General features: G+C 63.8%; 18 protein-coding genes. 7 read left to right on the forward strand and 11 right to left on the reverse strand.

All coding sequences use genetic code 11. From position 1 onward, the window contains the following. Window positions 1-16: 16 nt before the first annotated feature. From CV102_RS06210 to CV102_RS06235, 5 genes are all read right to left on the reverse strand, one after another. The gene (locus tag CV102_RS06210; protein WP_148857014.1) at window positions 17-1,537 is read right to left on the reverse strand and encodes an NAD(P)H-dependent oxidoreductase; all 1,521 of its coding nucleotides are present in this window, start codon (window positions 1,535-1,537) and stop codon (window positions 17-19) included. A 77-nt stretch (window positions 1,538-1,614) separates the two neighbouring features. Beyond that, window positions 1,615-1,980 carry a cupin domain-containing protein gene (locus CV102_RS06215; protein ID WP_148857015.1) on the reverse strand — a complete coding sequence of 122 codons (366 nt, stop codon included), beginning with the start codon at window positions 1,978-1,980 and terminating at the stop codon, window positions 1,615-1,617. A gap of 126 nt (window positions 1,981-2,106) precedes the next feature. Beyond that, window positions 2,107-2,301, reverse strand: coding sequence for a cold-shock protein (locus CV102_RS06220; RefSeq protein ID WP_004267330.1), 195 nt, complete (start codon window positions 2,299-2,301; stop codon window positions 2,107-2,109). A gap of 113 nt (window positions 2,302-2,414) precedes the next feature. Beyond that, entirely contained in the window at window positions 2,415-2,633 is a 219-nt protein-coding gene (locus CV102_RS06225) for a hypothetical protein (RefSeq protein ID WP_148857016.1), read from the reverse strand. Between the two features lie 383 nt (window positions 2,634-3,016). Continuing rightward, window positions 3,017-3,718, reverse strand: a complete 702-nt coding sequence (locus tag CV102_RS06235) for a carbonic anhydrase (RefSeq protein WP_148857018.1) — start codon at window positions 3,716-3,718, stop codon at window positions 3,017-3,019. A gap of 126 nt (window positions 3,719-3,844) precedes the next feature. On the opposite strand from CV102_RS06235, the gene CV102_RS06240 reads away from it, so the two are divergent. Beyond that, window positions 3,845-4,861, forward strand: coding sequence for an NADP-dependent oxidoreductase (locus tag CV102_RS06240; RefSeq protein ID WP_148857019.1), 1,017 nt, complete (start codon window positions 3,845-3,847; stop codon window positions 4,859-4,861). Between the two features lie 9 nt (window positions 4,862-4,870). On the opposite strand, the gene CV102_RS06245 is transcribed toward CV102_RS06240, so the two are convergent. Genes CV102_RS06245 through CV102_RS06255 form a run of 3 tightly spaced genes read right to left on the reverse strand, consistent with a single transcriptional unit; the run spans window position 4,871 to window position 7,916 of the window. Beyond that, a complete protein-coding gene (locus CV102_RS06245) occupies window positions 4,871-5,668 on the reverse strand; it encodes an ABC transporter permease (protein ID WP_148857020.1) in 798 nt (265 codons plus the stop codon). After that, window positions 5,668-6,678, reverse strand: a complete 1,011-nt coding sequence (locus tag CV102_RS06250) for an ABC transporter ATP-binding protein (RefSeq protein ID WP_148857021.1) — start codon at window positions 6,676-6,678, stop codon at window positions 5,668-5,670. Before CV102_RS06250 ends, CV102_RS06245 begins: the two co-directional genes overlap by 1 nt. Window positions 6,679-6,737: 59 nt before the next feature. After that, entirely contained in the window at window positions 6,738-7,916 is a 1,179-nt protein-coding gene (locus CV102_RS06255) for a CBS domain-containing protein (protein WP_187432871.1), read from the reverse strand. 517 nt (window positions 7,917-8,433) lie between these two features. Between CV102_RS06255 and CV102_RS06260 the strand changes: the two genes are divergently transcribed. The 3 genes from CV102_RS06260 (at window position 8,434) to CV102_RS06270 (ending at window position 10,525) form a co-directional block, all read left to right on the forward strand. Beyond that, a complete protein-coding gene (locus CV102_RS06260) occupies window positions 8,434-8,664 on the forward strand; it encodes a TrmB family transcriptional regulator (protein ID WP_148857022.1) in 231 nt (76 codons plus the stop codon). 158 nt (window positions 8,665-8,822) lie between these two features. Next, window positions 8,823-9,353 carry a 50S ribosomal protein L16 gene (locus tag CV102_RS06265; protein WP_148857023.1) on the forward strand — a complete coding sequence of 177 codons (531 nt, stop codon included), beginning with the start codon at window positions 8,823-8,825 and terminating at the stop codon, window positions 9,351-9,353. Between the two features lie 281 nt (window positions 9,354-9,634). Further along, entirely contained in the window at window positions 9,635-10,525 is an 891-nt protein-coding gene (locus CV102_RS06270) for an ATP-grasp domain-containing protein (RefSeq protein ID WP_148857024.1), read from the forward strand. Window positions 10,526-10,539: 14 nt separating this feature from the next. Here the strand turns inward: CV102_RS06270 and CV102_RS06275 are convergent, their stop codons facing one another. Beyond that, complete coding sequence (locus CV102_RS06275) at window positions 10,540-10,935, reverse strand: Hsp20/alpha crystallin family protein (protein ID WP_148857025.1); 396 nt, start codon at window positions 10,933-10,935, stop codon at window positions 10,540-10,542. Between the two features lie 44 nt (window positions 10,936-10,979). Then, a complete protein-coding gene (locus tag CV102_RS06280) occupies window positions 10,980-12,047 on the reverse strand; it encodes a type II glyceraldehyde-3-phosphate dehydrogenase (RefSeq protein WP_148857026.1) in 1,068 nt (355 codons plus the stop codon). Between the two features lie 269 nt (window positions 12,048-12,316). Between CV102_RS06280 and gap the strand changes: the two genes are divergently transcribed. Together gap and CV102_RS06290 are read left to right on the forward strand one after the other, a co-directional pair. Next, window positions 12,317-13,387, forward strand: coding sequence for a type I glyceraldehyde-3-phosphate dehydrogenase (gap, locus tag CV102_RS06285; protein WP_148857027.1), 1,071 nt, complete (start codon window positions 12,317-12,319; stop codon window positions 13,385-13,387). A 47-nt stretch (window positions 13,388-13,434) separates the two neighbouring features. Then, complete coding sequence (locus tag CV102_RS06290) at window positions 13,435-14,637, forward strand: phosphoglycerate kinase (protein WP_148857028.1); 1,203 nt, start codon at window positions 13,435-13,437, stop codon at window positions 14,635-14,637. Window positions 14,638-14,734: 97 nt separating this feature from the next. Here the strand turns inward: CV102_RS06290 and CV102_RS06295 are convergent, their stop codons facing one another. After that, entirely contained in the window at window positions 14,735-15,661 is a 927-nt protein-coding gene (locus CV102_RS06295; protein ID WP_306438831.1) for a phosphatase PAP2 family protein, read from the reverse strand. Window positions 15,662-15,740: 79 nt separating this feature from the next. Between CV102_RS06295 and CV102_RS06300 the strand changes: the two genes are divergently transcribed. Continuing rightward, on the forward strand, window positions 15,741-16,691 hold the full coding sequence (locus CV102_RS06300) for an aminopeptidase (RefSeq protein WP_148857029.1): 951 nt from the start codon (window positions 15,741-15,743) through the stop codon (window positions 16,689-16,691). Window positions 16,692-17,000 lie beyond the last annotated feature (309 nt).

Raw genomic sequence — 17,000 nt, forward strand, 5'->3', positions numbered from 1 at the left:
TAATACGTTCGTCCGTTCATAACAGCCCGACCAGCGGGACGACGCCGAACCAGGTGATGTAGCTCAGCGAGGCGAGCATCAGCACGTCGATCCGCTGGGCTCCTGCCTGGATCTCGAGCCGCCGTCGAAGCAGCCAGACGAGCACCAGCGCGTGGACGACCCCGAGGTAGATCACGGGGCCGTAGCCGGGGACCACGTCCAGGAGTTGCCAGAGCGCGCCGATGAGGGCGGCGAGGACGGCCGTCGCTGCAGCCATCGTCGCTGCGCCGTCGATACCGAACCGGACGGCGACCGTCTCCTTGTCCGCGACGCGGTCGGCGGCGGCGTCCGGAACGCCCGCCAGGGTGATCGACGGAAGCACCGACAGCAGAAACGGGAGTCCCAGGAGCCACGGGAGCGGATCGTCCCACGCGCCGCCGAGGAAGACGAACCCGCACAGGAGGACGCCGATGCTGTGGGTGACGGCGACGTCCAGTTCGCCCAGCGTGCGGTAGACGAGCTTCAGCGGTGGGATCGTGTAGCCGAGCGCCAGCACCGCGAGCACTCCCATTAGTCCGGCCATCGCTGCCGTCGATCCGTGGCCGACCACCAGTACGGCCCCGCCGAACGCGGCGGCACCCGTTAGCACCGCAGCGATGCCGCTCCGGAGCGCTCCGAACGACAGTTCGCCGTCGACGAGGACGCGGGAGCCGCCGGTGAACGGCCCGGCGAACGTGTTCTCCCGATCCGTCTCGTAGTCGACGTACTCGTTGCTCAGCACCGTCGCGGCCTCGAGGAAGACCAGAAACCCGAGCCCCAGCCAGTACGCGCCGCTGGCGAAGACCGAACTCGAGCCGACCGCCGCCAGCGCACCGATCGTGTAGGCGATCCAGGCCATCGGATAGAACTGCGGCCGGAGGGCCTTCAGCCAGGTCGTCGCCGTCCGCTTCGCCTGCGACAGCTGCGATTCCGGCCCGGTCTCGAGACTCCGCCCCAGTTCTCGGACCCGCTCGAGCCACTCTTCGCGCTGCTCGAGTGTCGAGTCCTCGACCGATCCCAGGTTCGTCACGCGCGTGGTCCGAACGCCTGCGTACCCGAGCGTCGCGCGCTTGAGGGCGTGGTTTCCGGGCTGGCGGAGGATCCAGCGGTAGATCCGCGGCGGCACGTCCATCGTGACGATCAGTTCGGCCGTCTTGTCGTCGAGCAGTTCTTCGTGGCCCGACCCTTCGCCCTCGTCGTAAAAGGAGAACGCGAAGCCGGGCCTGAACAGCCGATCGAAGAAGCCCTTGAGGCGGGCGGGCATCGTCCCCCACCAGTTCGGGTAGACGAAGACGAGATGGTCCGCCCGCTCGATTTCGCGCTCGGCCTCACGGAGGTCGTCCTCGAGCGGCTGGTCACTCGGACACTCGGTGTGGACGTCGGGATCGAACTCGAGGTCGGCGACGGCGAGTTCGCGGACGTCGACGCCAGCCTCGCGGGCACCCTCACGGTAGGAGTCGGCTAACGCAGCGCAGAAGCTATCCGTCCGGGGATGACCCAGGATGAGTAGCACGTTCACGGACGTTCCGACGATTCGGGAGTCGACGGCATATAGCTGGTCCGTCCCCGGGTGTGTCCTGTCGCTCAGTGGCGACGCTACTCGAGGAGTTCGATCTCGTCGTCGCCGTTCGGCACCGCACAGATGAACGCGCCCCGCTCGTCTCCCTCGTTGCGGTACCAGTGGACGGTCTCGGCGGGAATCAGTAGCGAGTCGCCCGCCTCGACCTCGTACTCCTCGTCCGCGATTCCGACCGTGTACTCGCCCTCGAGGACGTACTGTTCGTGTTCGACTTCGTTCGTGTGTTTCGGCACCGCCGCGCCGGCCTCGAGGACGAACCGTCGGATCGCGAAGTTCGGTGCGCCGTGCTCGTCGCTAATCAGGACGCCCTTCCCGAGACCGTCTGCGGCCTCGACCGACTCGTACTCGATCTCCTCGCGGCGGCGGATGCGTGGCTCCGTCATACCCGTGGCTGGGTCGTGGAGTCACTAAACGTTGTACCAGTCTCGCGGACCGCTCGTCAGGCCAGTGCGGTCGCTAGAAAGTGTGAAAATACTGCAGTCAAGTGCCGATACCGTTACGAATCCGCCTTACAGGCGCTCGACGTTCGTCGCGCGCGGGCCCTTGGGGGCCTGCTCGATTTCGAACTCGAGCTCCTGTCCTTCCTCAAGGTCCGGGCCGCCGATGTCTTCCATGTGGAAGAACACGTCGTCGTCCGCGTCCTCAGTCTCGATGAATCCGTAGCCGCCAGTGTCGTTGAAGAAATCAACGGTTCCTTTCGCCATTGCTTCTGAACAAAGGCCACCGAAACGGATAAACCCTCCGACTCACCCTAACTGCGAAATTCTTCGGTATACGCGGCTCTGGCAGCGATATTTCGAAATTCTATGACTCGATTTCACACACTCTCACTCTCCTCCAGTCGGTGAACCGTAATCGAGACGAAGTAAACGAGGATAAACAGGAAAAAACCGACGACGAGTCCGACCAGTTCTCGCGTGCCGACGCCGCCTGGATTGATCGCTGCGAGCGCGACGAGGGCGACGACGAACACCAGCGTGGTGAACGCGCCGATGGCGTAGTAAAAGCCTGTATCTGACTCGAGGAACTCCCGCATATGTACGTTCTTTCGGCGGGGATAGCAAAACGGTACCGGCGTCTCGCCGACGGCTTTCGGTACCTGTGTCAGTTATTGCCAAATTAACGGGGTTGCAGTATTATATATGTGGCGTATGCTAGCCAATCTCATGGACGGTGTATTGAACGAAACGACGAAGACGATTCACAAGCACGAGCCCGGTCGATCCGATTTTCGGACGATCTGCGGAGCAACATCTCACGTCGCACACGACCGGCTCCGATTGATCTCGATCGATCGAAGCGAAAGCGACTCCAGCACCAGACGGTGTGGACGATGTTTCGGTGAGGCAGGCGGATACTGACCCCTGCGCCGAACTTCTCGGCAGCGGGAGAGCCGAATCGTCGAATCGACCGCCCCACTCAGTAGAGTAGACTCTGCGTCGCCGTCTCGTACTCGTCGGGGATCCGATCGGCGATCTCCTCCGGCTTCGTCTCTCCGTTGTGGTTGACCAGGTACGCTCGGCCGTGCTCGTTGCCGTAGACGCCCTGGAAGTCGTAGACGAAGCCGTAGACGTCGACGTCGTCGGGGACGTCCTCCGACTCTCGGAGGAACGCTGCCTGATGGTCGACGTTGTACTCAACGAGCTGGTTGATCACCGTCTCCTCGTCGGCCTCGGTGTCGACGAGGTCGCTCTCCAGGGCCTCCTCGACGACCGGGACCAGCATCTCGACCCACTTGTCGACGCCCTGCGGTCCGGGGTTCTCGCCTCCCGTCGCGACCTGATAGGCCGCCGTGACGGCGCCGCAACCGGTGTGACCGACGACGGCCGCGACGTCAGTACCCGCGTGGTGGATCGGGTAGAGCACGCCGCCGTCGACGATCTGCTCGCCCTCGTCCTCGTCCCAGACCTGGTTGCCGATATTGCTCGGCGTGAACACCGCTCCCGGGTGATCGACGCCCCACATCCGTTCTTGGGGGACTCGCGAGTCCGAACAACAGATCGAGACGACGTTCGGCTGTTGGCCCGTCTGTACGTCGGCGAAGTAGTCGTCTGGCAGTTCCTCGACGTGACTGTGGTTCCCCTCGAGCAACTCGAGCAGAACGTCGCCAGTGCCGCTCATGGGCGAGTATGCATCCACTGTGATCAAAACGGTTCCCCTTCGTTCGGAATTTGCGACGGGTCTGTCCGTTCCCCGAGGAGGTTCCGCGAGCCGAATATTGACCTGTCGTCGGCACCTCGAGGGCGTATGGCAGAAACGCGACAGTGGCGATTGACGTCCCGCCCGACCGGCGAACCGAGCCACGAGAACTTCGACCTCGTAACCGTCGACCGCCCCGATCCGGGGCCGGGCGAGGTGCTCGTTCGCACGCTCTACCAGTCGGTCGACCCGTACATGCGCGGTCGGATGCGCGACGCCGAGTCCTACGCGGAGCCGTGGGACGTCGGCGATCCGATGGAAGCGGGCGTCGTCGGCGAAGTCGTCGAGTCGAACCACGACGGCTTCGAAGCGGGCGACGTCGTGACGGGGAACCTCCTGTGGGCGGAGCACGCAGTCGCGGACGGTGACGACCTGCGCCGAGTCGACCCTGACCGCGGCCCAGTTTCGACGGCGCTCGGCGTGCTCGGAATGCCCGGCGTGACGGCCTACTTCGGGATGCTCGACGTCGCCGAACCCCAACCCGGCGACACTGTCGTCGTCTCGGCCGCGGCCGGCGCGGTCGGCTCGGTCGCGGGACAGCTCGCCGGACTGAGCGGCGCTCGAGTCGTCGGGACGGCCGGCAGCGACGAGAAGACATCTTGGCTCACCGACGACCTCGGCTTCGATGCCGCGATCAACTACAAGACGACGGACGACCTCTCCGGGGCGATGGCCGAGGCCTGTCCGGACGGTATCGACGTCTACTTCGACAACGTCGGCGGTCCGATCACCGACGCGGTCTGGCCGCTGTTGAACGTCCGCTCTCGCGTCGCCGTCTGCGGACAGATCGCGCTCTACAACGCGACGGAGGTCCCGACTGGGCCGCGAAAGCTCGGAAAACTTATCGAGTCTCGCGCCCGCGTGGAAGGACTGCTCGTTCGAGACTACGAGGACCGGTGGGGCGAGGCACTCGATCGACTCTCGACGTTCATTCGCGAGGACGATCTCCACTACCGCGAACACGTCGTCGAGGGATTCGAGAACGCCCCGAACGCGTTCATGGGACTGTTCGAGGGCGAGAACGTCGGAAAACAGCTGGTCCAGGTTGCGGAGTACGACGGCTGACGCCGGAGTTCAGTCGGTCAGTCCGTAGCCGATCTTGAACAGGTAGACGTCGACGGCGATAACGACGACCGTGAGCAGCGTCAGGACGCCGAGCGATGCGTACGGCGCGAACTCGGCGTAGGCCGCTGGCGCGACGGAGTGCATATCAGAGTAGCCGAGCAGCCCGTACCGGACGCTGTCGACCATGTAGACCATCGGGTTCAACATCGAGACGGCCTGCCAGATCGGCTCGAGCATCGTCAGGGAGTAGAACACGGCCCCGAAGAAAACCAGCGGTCGCAGGATGAACTGGTTCATAACGGTGAGATCGTCGAAGTCTCGAGCGACCAGCCCGCCGATGATCCCGAAGCCGGCGAACAGCGCGGCGATGACGATCATCGTGACCACCAGAAAGAGCCCGTTCTCGATCGAGATCGGGACGAACAGCCGGCCGATGACAGCGATGATGACGCCAACGATCAGCCCGCGAACGGCGCTGGCGCCGACGTAGGCGACGACCATCTCGGCGTAGGAGAGCGGCGAGGTGAGCGTCTCGTGGATGTACTCGTTCCACCGACCGTGGAAGATCGAGAACGAGGCGTTCTCGAAGGCGTTCGAGATCGTACCGAGGACGACGAGTCCGGGGACCAGAAAGAGAATGTAGCCGATCCCCTCGACCGGTTCGTCGATTCGACCCCCCAGAATGAGCCCGAAGACGGCGAAATAGAGGACGTTCGTGATCGCCGGCGGCATGAACGTGTTCTTGGGCCGGCGAACGAACCGCAGGATTTCGCGGCGAAAGAGCGCACTGAAGCCGACGGACCACATCAGGCGATCCCCTCCTGTTCGCGGGCGGCCCCGTCGTCGGTTTCGTCCTCCGTCGGTTCGTCGGTCTCCGACGCACCGGAGCGCGTCACCGTCCGATCCTCGCTCCTCGTCAGATCGACGAAGATCTCCTCGAGCGACGTCCGCGAGATCTCGAGGTCGGCGATCTCGTAGCCGTCGGCCTCGAGATCGTGGAGCAACTGCGGCGCGGTCGAGCCGCCGTCGTCGACGCGAACCTCGAGGTGGCCGTCCTCGAGCGTCGTCTCGTGGGCGTACTCGCCGAGATCGGGCGCGACGGCCGGCGAGGACTCGAGACGAACCGTGATCGTGTCGGTCCCTCGCGTTTTGAGGTCGTCGGGCGTCGCGACGGTCACCTTCTGTCCCTCGTTCATGATCGCGACGCGGTCACAGAGGCGTTCGGCCTCCTCGATGTAGTGCGTCGTCAGGAGCACGGTCGTCCCCTCCTCGTTGAGTTCGGTGACGAGTTCCCAGAGGTCGTGGCGCAACTGGACGTCGACGCCGGCCGTCGGCTCGTCCAGAATGAGCAGGTCGGGGTCCGTGACGAGTGCCCGGGCGAGTAGCAGTCGGCGTTTCATCCCGCCGGAGAGCCAGTCGAAGCGCTCGTTGCGCTTGTCGTAGATCCCAACCCGTTTGAGGACCTCGTCGGCCCGTTCGGCGGCTTCGTCCTCGGGAATCCCGTGGTAGCCGGCCTTGTGCATCAGGACCTCGCGAATGGGGAAGAAGCGATCGACGTTGAACTCCTGGGGGGCGAGGCCGATCGCGTTTCGGGCTTCCTGGTACTCCGCTTCGACGTCGTGGCCGAACACTCGCGCCTCGCCGCCGGTCTTGCGGGCGAGGCCGACCAGCGTATTGATGAACGTCGTCTTGCCCGCCCCGTTGGGACCGAGCAGTCCGAAGAACTCGCCCTCCTCGACGGTCAGCGAGAGTTCCTGCAGCGCACGCAAGTCACCGTATTCCTTCACGAGGTCCGTCGTCTCGATGGCCGGTGGCATCGGCCGACTCTCGGCCCCGCCGGCGGTTAAGAATGTTGAATGCGGAACACGAGACGGGTTCAGTCGGCCGTTTGTGGCTTCTTCGAGGGGTTGAGGGCACCACTTTGCTGGACGATGTCGAACGCGGTCATCACGTCCGAACGCGAGATGAGTCCGACCAGGTCGCCGTCCTCGACGACCAGGAGACGACCGATGTCGTTCTCCCGCATCCGTTCGATCGCGGCCATCGCGTCCGAGTTGGGCTCGATCGTCTTCAGGTCGGTCGTCATCACGTCCTCGACCGTGTAGGCGTCGCGCTCGACGGGTTTGATCTCTCGGGCGTCCGTGAGCGTAACGAGACCGACGAGTCGGCCGTCATCGAAGCGATCGGCCTCGACGACCGGATACCCGGTGTGGCGCTCGGTGAACATTCGCTGGATCAGGTCGGCGATCGAGGTATCGGTCTCGACCGTGTGGAGATCGCCCGCGGGTGTCATGATGTCGGCGACGGTGACGTCCTGGAAGGCGGCTTTCATCGTCACCTGCTGGGCCTCGCTCGAGGCGGCGATGTAGACGAAGAAGGCGACGCCGATGAGGATGATGTTGAACGCGAACAGCCCGAACAGTCCCATCGCGATCGCGAACATTTTTCCGATGCTCGCCGCCTGCTGGGTCGCCTGGGCATAGGGCCTGCCGCGAGCGAGGAGCGCGCGGAGGATGCGCCCGCCGTCCATCGGGAACGCGGGAATCATATTGAAAATCGCGAGTGCGACGTTGAGCACGGCGAGATAGCCGAGGACGAACCGCGCGCCGCTGAACGTCTCGGGCGTGGCGAGAAACAGCACGTAGGAGGCGACGCCGACCAGCACGGAGACGATCGGACCTGCGATGGCGATGTTGAACTCCTCTTTCCAGTTCTCCGGCATCTCCGAGAGGGCGGCGATGCCGCCGAACAGCCAGAGCGTGATCGAGTCGATGGGAAACCCGTAGCGCTGGGCCGTCAGCGAGTGGCCGAGTTCGTGGAGCACGACGCCGACGAACAGCCCGACCGCCGCGATGAATCCGAGTATCCACGGATTCAATCCGCCGGTCACGTCTCCGATGTCGATCCCCGCGTTCAGGGTAGCGTTCAGAATTCCTGCAACGTCTCCGATCTGGATGCCGATGAGATACGCGAACAGCGGTAGCACCAGCAAGAACGTCAGATCGAGCTTGATCGGAATCCCGAAGAGAGACCCGATCCGGAAACTCTTCATCATGCTACGAAATATCGGTGGCAGAACCTTAAGGTACCTCCCTAGACGCGGGACGGCGTCTTTCAGCCGCTTCGTTCCGCACCAGCGTGTGGCTCTCGAGCGGACTGCGAGTTCACGTCTCCCACGTCTCCCATCGATTGATGCGTGCGACCAGATTGTGAGAATCGCCGCGTCTCGTCTCTTCCCGTTTGGCTCTCGGAATTAATATTCCTTATACATCTCTCAAACCCGAATTAACCATTATTAATAATTAGGAACTAGTGGCTGTCTGCTGAGACGAACGGCTCGAATTGAAAAACAGCCGACGATATTAGGTAGTGGTCTGTTCGGTTCCTCCACTGACTCTGAACTTTCCTCACGTACAGAGAACGGTCGAAAACACTAATACTGTGCTCTAAACCGGACCCCACTCCGATATGGGGCATAATATATATCTATATAATCGCCATTATATGGACTAGTCAATATTACCCGCCTGCACCACAGATTTATATGTGGGTTTGGCGTGACTGCTACTACGATGATGGAACAGCAACTCACCACCGAACAGCTCGAACCGATGCCCGCCGAACTCGAGTCCCCGCAGGGGAAACTCGTGTACCTCTACCTCGACGCCACCGGAGGCGCGACGGCGACCGACCTCAACGAGGCGCTGGCGATGAAGAAGATCTCGGTCCTCTCGGTCCTCAACTCGCTCTCCGGGCAGGGTCTCGTCGAGAAGGACGGCGACGTGTACGTCCCGCGCGACTGAAGCGTATTGTTGTCCTCGCCGTGTTGTCGCCAGTTCCCACCGCCCAGCGACCGGCTCGAGAGACCGCCGGCGATCGACGACGTCGACAGCTGTTGTACGCGGTGCTTCGAAGCCTTTATCCGCACGGTAGGCCTGCGTTTTCGTAAGTAACCACAACCATGTCAGACAAACCTGCCTCAATGTACCGGGAGATCAGTAAGCCGGCCTACACGCGCCGCGAATACATTACTGGGATCCCCGGTTCGAAGATCGCACAGCACAAGATGGGCGACATCAGCGCCGATCCCGACGACTACCCCGTCCAGATCAGCCTCATCACCGAAGAGGAGGTCCAGCTCCGCCACGGAAGCCTCGAGGCCTCGCGCCTCTCCGCGAACCGTTACATGCTGAAAAACGCCGGCGAGGGCAACTACAAGATGATCCTCCGCAAGTTCCCACACCACGTCATCCGAGAGAACAAGCAGGCGACGGGTGCGGGTGCGGACCGTGTCTCCGACGGGATGCGCCAGTCCTTCGGGAAGATCGTCGGCACCGCCGCACGAATCGACGCGGGCGAGCGCATCTTCACGATCTGGTGTGACCTCGACGACGCCGAGTTCGCCAAGGAAGCGTTCCGCCGTGCGTACAACAAGATCTCGCCGCCGTGTCGCATCGTCGTCGAGAAGGGCGAAGAGAAGCTGGTCGCCTAACGAAGTTTTGCTCTGCGGGTGCGCCGAAGGCGCACCCTCGGCAAAAATTCGATTAAAAGCACTCCTCCTTCCGTTCCGAACGCGTAGCGTTCTCCACGTCAGTCGTCGGCCCGCTCGTTCGCGCCGGCGGCGCTCACTCGCGGTCGATAATTGTGTAACTGCCTGCCCTTCCCCGAGTCGTGCGTCTCTCACGTTCGCTCGAGACGCACTCCCGGCCGTTGATTGATTTCCAATGCCTCGAGGCACGCAGATTTTTGCGTCTCTGCTCCCGATGCTCGAGTATGATCGATCTCGCGGTCGCGAACAAAAAGGAGACGTTCGAGCGGATGCGCGAGCCCCTCGCCGAGCGCGGCATACGAGTTCACCACGTGCCCGCGAGCGAGCGCGTGGTACCGCTCGGCGAGGACGCCCCGTGGTCGGCCGGGGAGTACGATGTGGGCTTCGTCTACCCCGGCCGGCTCATGGAGGGCGGGGTCGCCGACGCCTTGCTCGAGATTCCGTGGCTCAACGACCACGAAACCGTTCTCACCTCGCGGAACAAGGCCGAGGTGCTGGCGCGACTCGAGCGAGCCGACCTCCCGGTTCCGAACTCCGTGTACGTCTCGAACGACGTCGGCGAGGACGAACTGGCCGACGCGTTCGACCGGTTCGAGCCGCCGGTGGTCGTGAAACCGAACTCGACGACCCGCGGCGTCGGCGTTGCGAAAGCCCACGACCTGGACTCGTTTCTGGGGATCTGTGATTACCTCTCGCTGGTCCACGACTACCGGGCGACCGGCGACCGGTCGTTTCTCGTCCAGGAGTACCTTCCCGAGGCGACCGACTACCGCGTGATGATCGTCGAGGGCGAGTACGTCGGCGCGGTCGAACGCCGGCTCCCGGACGAGGCGGTCCGCGAGGGACAGTGGAAACACAACGTCCACCGCGGGGCCGAGGCGACGGGCGTCGACCTGCCATCGGCGTGGCGCGAACTGGCCGAGTCGGTCGCCGCCGAACTCGAGATTCCGTTTCTTGGCGTCGACCTGCTCGAGACGGACGATCGGCTGGTGATCAACGAGACAAACGCCCGGCCGACGATCGACGAGGCGACGAAGTACGAGTCCGGGTTCTACGATCGGCTGGCCGATGCGGTTCGCTCGAGGGCGAACGGACGCGAGAAAAACCAGTCGTGACCGCGACGGCCGCGTTACTCCAGGCTGATACCCGAGGACTGCTCTGCCGGTTCGAAGACGACCTCGAGGACGCCGTTGTTGTAGGTCGCCGACGCCGTGTGCTCGTTGACGCGCTGCGGGAGCGAGACGCGCTCGTCGTACTGGCGGTGCTCGCTCTGGGCGGAGATCGTGAGCGTCTTGCCGTCACACTCGAGGTTGATGTTGTCCTTCTCGACGCCCGGGAGGTCGGCGACGACGCGGACCTGGTCGTCAGTCTCGTGAATATCGACGTGGGTGTCCATACCGAAGCCGCTATCGACGGTACTCTGTGAGTCGAAATCGACGTCGGCACCGTTCATCATCTCGTTCATCATCCGCTCTATTTCGCGAAAGAGGTCGTCGAAGGGTTCGTCGCGGTCGTCTCGTCGCATAGCTGGTGGTTAGTACGGGACGGCCAAAAACTTTCCCCGACAATTCAGTCTGCGGTCTGTCGATCCGCGGCCCGTTCTTCGCTGGTTTCCAGTCGACGCAGGCCGATTCCAAGTGTTTCGTTCGTAACCGCGCGACTCTCCGGCCCGTCGAGGAGTCCCGTAACCGAACGGATCGCGTCGACGTTCTCGGGGACGACGTCCGCTTCCTGGTGGACCGCCTGCATACAGTAGAGGTCTCGACCCTCGACGGTGATCGACTCCTCCCAGATGCAGTTCTCCCAGATGTCACCGCGCGGGCGTCCCGCGTCGAGCGCGAGATCCTTGAGGGTGCCGGCGCCGTCGATACCGGCGTACTCGGGGATCAACAGGAGGCGGTCCTCCTCGCGAAGTCGGTTGCGGACCTCCTCGACGCTGTCGGGTTCCTCCTCGAGGGTGACGTTGACTGCGTGGACGTGCATCATCGTCGTCGGTACCTTGAGCCCGATAGTGTCGATGTCGAGTTCGGGGAAAACCGTCTGGACGTCGGGACCGTGGTGGGAGGGGATGGAGACGGGGTCCGGAACCGCGTCGTTGATCGGGCCGCGTCCGATCTGGTTCGGATCGCCGCCGCGGCGGATCAGCGTCGTTCGGACCTTTTCGATCCCGTAATCCTCGTGGATAGGGGCGACAAATCGGGAGAGCCCCGTCGTGTTGCAGGAGACGACGCGGACGTAGTCGGCGTCGGTCGCCTCGTCGTAGTTTGCGCGGGCGTTGAAGCTGACCTCGGCGATGGTGGCGTCTTCGCCACCCTGGAAGAGTGCGGGGGTGTCGTGGTGTTCGTACAGAGGGCGGTTCTCGGCACCGATACCGGAGGGCGTTGCGTCGACGACGATGTCGCTCTCGGCGACGAGTTCGTCGACGGTGCCGGCGAGTTCGAGGCCGGCCTCGTGGAACCCATCGGCGCGATCCTCGTCGACCGCGTAGAGCGGGTAGTCGGCCTCGGCCGCCCCGACGGCGACGTAGTCGGGGCTGACCTTGGCGACGCCGGCAACCTCCATGTCAGGCTGCGCTCGAATGGCGTCTGCGACGCGTTTTCCGATGGTGCCGTAACCGTTGATTCCGACCCGGAGCATACGCGTTGACGTCCACCGCCAACCGGCATAACTGTTTTGCAAAAATCTGATAGATGTTAACTCGTAATTGAGTTGTTTGACGAAAACCGGCAGGTGGGACCGTGCTAGTGTGTACACACGTTGGAGAGGAGATATATAAGAAAACGTTCATAGGACTTCGAACGGGGCGCCGCCGTTCCGTCTCTCGGGTACGCCGGGATAGTTCTCGATCGTTCATCAACATTTCGCAAGGGGCAAGTGATTTAATCGTGGCTCTCTAGTACTCACATATGAGTGAACATTCGTACACAGACGGGAGTTTCGAAGAGCCGCTACGTATCGGCCTCAATGGGTTCGGACGGATCGGTCGAAACGTACTCCGCGCGTCGCTTTCCAACGACAACGTCGAGATCGTCGCGATCAACGACGTCATGGACAACGACGACATGCGGTATCTCCTCCAGTACGACTCGGCTCACGGACGCCTCGACGATGTTTCACTCGATGGCGACACCCTCACCGTCGAGGGTCAGGAGATCGAACTGTGCTCGAAGCGTGACCCAACCCAGCTTCCCTGGGACGACCTCGACGTCGACGTTGCGTTCGAAGCGACCGGCATCTTCCGTACCCACGACGAAGCTGCCCAGCATCTCGAGGCCGGCGCCGACAAGGTGCTGATCTCGGCCCCGCCGAAGGGCGAGAAAGAGGTCCAGACGATCGTCTACGGCGTCAATCACGAGGACTACGACGGCGAGGACGTCGTCTCGAACGCCTCCTGTACGACGAACTCGGTCGCACCGGTCGTGAAGGTGCTCGACGAGGAGTTCGGCATCGAGTCCGGCCTGCTCACGACGGTCCACGCCTACACCGGCACGCAGAACCTGGTCGACGGTCCGCTCGACAAGCGCCGTCGCGGACGCGCCGCTGCCGAAAACATCATCCCGACCTCGACGGGCGCGGCGATCGCCACCACCGAAGTGCTTCCCCAGCTCGAGGGGAAACTCGACGGGATGGCGATGCGCGTTCCCGTGCCGAACGGCTCGATCACCGACCTCACGGTCGATCTCGAGGCAGACGTCACCGAAGAAGAGCTCGCCGACGCCATCCGCAACGCGGCCGACAACGAACTCGCCGGCGTGCTCGGCTACACCGACGAAGAGATCGTCTCCCGGGATATCGTCGGGATGCCGTTCTCCTCGTACGTCGACCTCGAGTCGACGATGAGCCTCGAGGGCGGTCTGGTAAAGGTTCTGACCTGGTACGACAACGAGTACGGCTTCTCGAACCGGATGCTCGACCTCGCGACGTATATCGCCGCCGAGACCGAAGGCGTCGCCGCCGAGGAAGCGGCCACGCACTGAGCGGTTCACCTTTTAAATTTTAAGCGCGTTCGGCGCGCTGTACCTGTATGTTCAAGACGATCGACGATCTCGAGTCCGGACAGCGCCTGCTGGTACGCATCGACATCAACGCGCCCGTCGAAGACGGGGTCCCCCAGGACAACCGCCGGTTCGCCCGTCACGCGGAGACGCTGCGCGAACTGCTCGCGGACGACCACGCGGTCGCCCTGCTCGCCCACCAGGGCCGACCCGGCCGCGACACGTTCGTCTCGCTCGAGGGTCACGCCGATATTCTCGCGGACCACCTCGACCGGGACGTCGACTTCGTCGCGGACACGTACGGCGAGGACGCGCTGGCGGCGATCGACGACCTCGAGGGAGGCGAGTTGCTCGTCCTCGAGAACGCCCGGATGTGCGACGACGAACTCCCCGAGGAGGAGCCGGAGGTCAAAGCCGACACCGAGTTCGTCGAGACGCTCGCCCCGGAGTTCGACGCCTACGTCAACGACGCCTACTCGGCGGCCCACCGCTCGCACGCCTCGCTGGTCGGGTTCCCGCTCGTGATGGACGCCTACGCCGGCCGCGTCATGGAGACCGAGTACACCGCGAACTCCTCGATTCAGGAACGGGAGTTCGACGGCACCGTCACGATGGCGCTGGGCGGCACCAAGGCGGAAGACCTGATTCCCGTCATCGAACAGGTCGACGACACCGTCGACCGGTTCTGTCTCGGCGGTATCGTCGGGGAACTCTTCTTGCGGGCCGACGGCCACGACGTCGGCTACGACGTCGAGGGAACCGACTTCTTCGACGAGCAGTGGGACGAACAGCAAGAGACGATCGAGCGTATCCTCTCCGAGTACGCGGACTCCCTGCACCTCGCGAGCGACCTCGCCTACGATGACGACGGCGAGCGCGCCGAGGTCGATGTCGAAGGCCTCGAGAAAGACACCTCTTACCTCGACGTCGGCTCCGACACGGCCGAGAAGTACGCCGATCTCGCCCGCGAGTCGGAGGCCGTCTTCGTGAAGGGTGCCCTCGGCGTCTTCGAGGACGAGCGCTTCGCCCACGGCACGGTCTCAGTGCTCGAGGCGATCTCCGAGACCGACTGCTTCTCGGTCGTCGGCGGTGGCGACACCTCGCGTGCAATCGAGATGTACGGGCTCGACGAGGACGACTTCGGCCACGTCTCGATCGCGGGCGGCGCCTACGTTCGTGCGCTGACCGGCGAGTCGCTGGTCGCGATCGAGGTGCTCGAGCGCACGGATTGAGGTCCGTTTCTGGCCGACCGAACTACCACGAACCGATGGCCGTCGTCGGAACGACGCGGAGCCCTGATAGGGTCGGTTGCGCCCGATCGGTCGCGGTCTATCGTGAGGTGACCTGGTCGGGATCGAGCACACGCCCGCTGAACGGCAGTCGGCGCTGGAGCCAGACGACGGGTGGCCAGTCGTTCAGTCGCTCGGCGACGAGGGGGGCCGCGATAATCGCACCGGTCGCGGCGGCATAGCCGACGATCTCGAGGACCCAGTGTCCCGGAACGGCTCCGAAGACGAACCGGAGCGCAATCAGGACGGGAAGGCAGATGGCAGCCAGGACGAGAAGCGCGGCGCCGCGGGGATCGGCGGGCTGGTTCCGGACGTACATCCAGCTACCCGTTGCACCGAGAGCGGCACCGATAGTCAGTGTCGTGAATTCCCGTGACCCCAGAAGGTACGCGCCGAAAGCGAGAACGCCGGACAGCGCGAAGACGGATCCCGGTTCGGGATCGTCGGTGCGGAGGATCAGAGCGACGAACGCCAGTCCGATGACGACGCCAGCGAGAACGTCGCCGACGAAGTGAACGCCGATGACGACCCGCGAGAGCGCGACGAGGAAAATGACCACTCCGGCGACAACGTACCGCTGGACTCTCGTTCCGATATTCGAGACGACCGCCAGTGCGCCGTAGAAGGCCGCGGCCCCCATCGCGTGGGCACTCGGAAAACTGTAGCCGCCGTAGCCGTCTGCCAGTTCTGGACGTGGACGGAGGAAGATTCCCTTCATTCCGGCGCTGATCGCGAGCGCGCCAAGCCCGATTGCGATCACGAGCGCTCGCTTCCGTCGTCGGGATTCGGTCCCGAACCAGTACAGCAGCGTCGCGAAGACGATCAACGCGGCGCCGTCGCCGAGATGGGTAAGGAGTTCGAAGGCGGCGATCGCGACGTCCGGTAACGCCTCTCTGAGACCCTGGTTCGTCGACTCGTCGAACAGTGCGTCGTCCAGCGCCGTCCAGCCCATGAGTAGCGTAAGCAACGGTATCCTTCCGTGAAAGTCCTGTCGTCGTGACCCGCCGAGGGCAAAGCCTATCGGTCCGCTGTGTCCACAGTCACGTATGTCCGATCTTCACGCTGCGGCCGAGACGGCCGTTCGGCAGTGTCTCGCCCTCGAGTCCGACGAATCCTGTGCCGTCGTCACGGACGACGAGCGAGAACCCATCGGCGAGGCCATCTACGACGTCGCGAGCGAGATCACCGACGACGCCGTGATCGTCCGCTACCCGCCGGGCGAGACCCACGGCGGCGAACCGCCGGCGCCGGTCGCGGCGGCGATGGCCGGCGCCGACGTCGTCCTCGCGCCGACGACGAAGAGCCTGAGCCACACTCGCGCACGCACGGACGCGAACGAGGCGGGCGCCCGTGTCGCCACCCTGCCGGGGATCACCGAGGACGTGTTCACGACGGGACTGGACGCCGACTACGAGTTGATCGCCGACCACTCCGCGACGGTTCGCGAGCAGGTCGACGGCGCCGACGAGGTTCGCGTCACGGCGCCCGCCGGCACCGACATCACGTTCGGAATCGGCGACCGGGAGTTCCTCTCGGATACGGGTATCGTTCACGAGCCAGGGATCATGTCGAACCTGCCCGCAGGGGAGGTGTTCGTCAGCCCGGAGACCGCCGATGGAACCTTCGTCGTCGACGGGACGATGATGCCCCACGGACTGCTCGAGGAGGGTGAGACGCTGACTTTCGAGGTCGAAGACGGGCTCGTCACCGAGATTTCGGACGACGAGATCCGCGAGACGGTCGAGAACGCCGCGGACGAGGTCGGCGACGCGGCCTACAACCTCGCGGAACTGGGGATCGGAACCAACGTCGCGGTCACCGAACTCGTCGGTTCGGTGTTGCTCGACGAGAAGGCCGGCGGCACGGTCCACATCGCGATCGGTGACGACGCGGGGATCGGCGGCGACGTCGAGGCGCCAATTCACCTCGACGGGATCATTCGGGAGCCGACGGTGTGGGCGGACGGTGCGGAAGTGGAGCTTCCGCAGAGTGAGTGAGCGGCGGGAGCCGCGAACGCGGGGAGGTCGTGGACCTCCCAACGAGCGAGCGGTGAAACCGCGAGCAGGGGAAGCCGTAAGGCTTCCAGTGGCGAACGGCGACGAGCCGTGAGTCGGCGTGGAAGTAGAACTTCCACGCAGTGAGTAAGCGGCGATAGCCGCGAACGCGGGGAGGTCAGAGACCGTCCGACGAACGAGCGGTACCAACCGCGAACCGGTATGGAACGCCAGTTTCGACGTCCGAACCGAAGTACACGGTTCCACTAGCCAGTATCCTCACTGTATCAGTTGCGTTCGCCCGTTTGCCGT

Origin of the sequence: Natronococcus pandeyae, assembly GCF_008122205.1 — an archaeon.
Lineage (GTDB): Archaea > Halobacteriota > Halobacteria > Halobacteriales > Natrialbaceae > Natronococcus > Natronococcus pandeyae.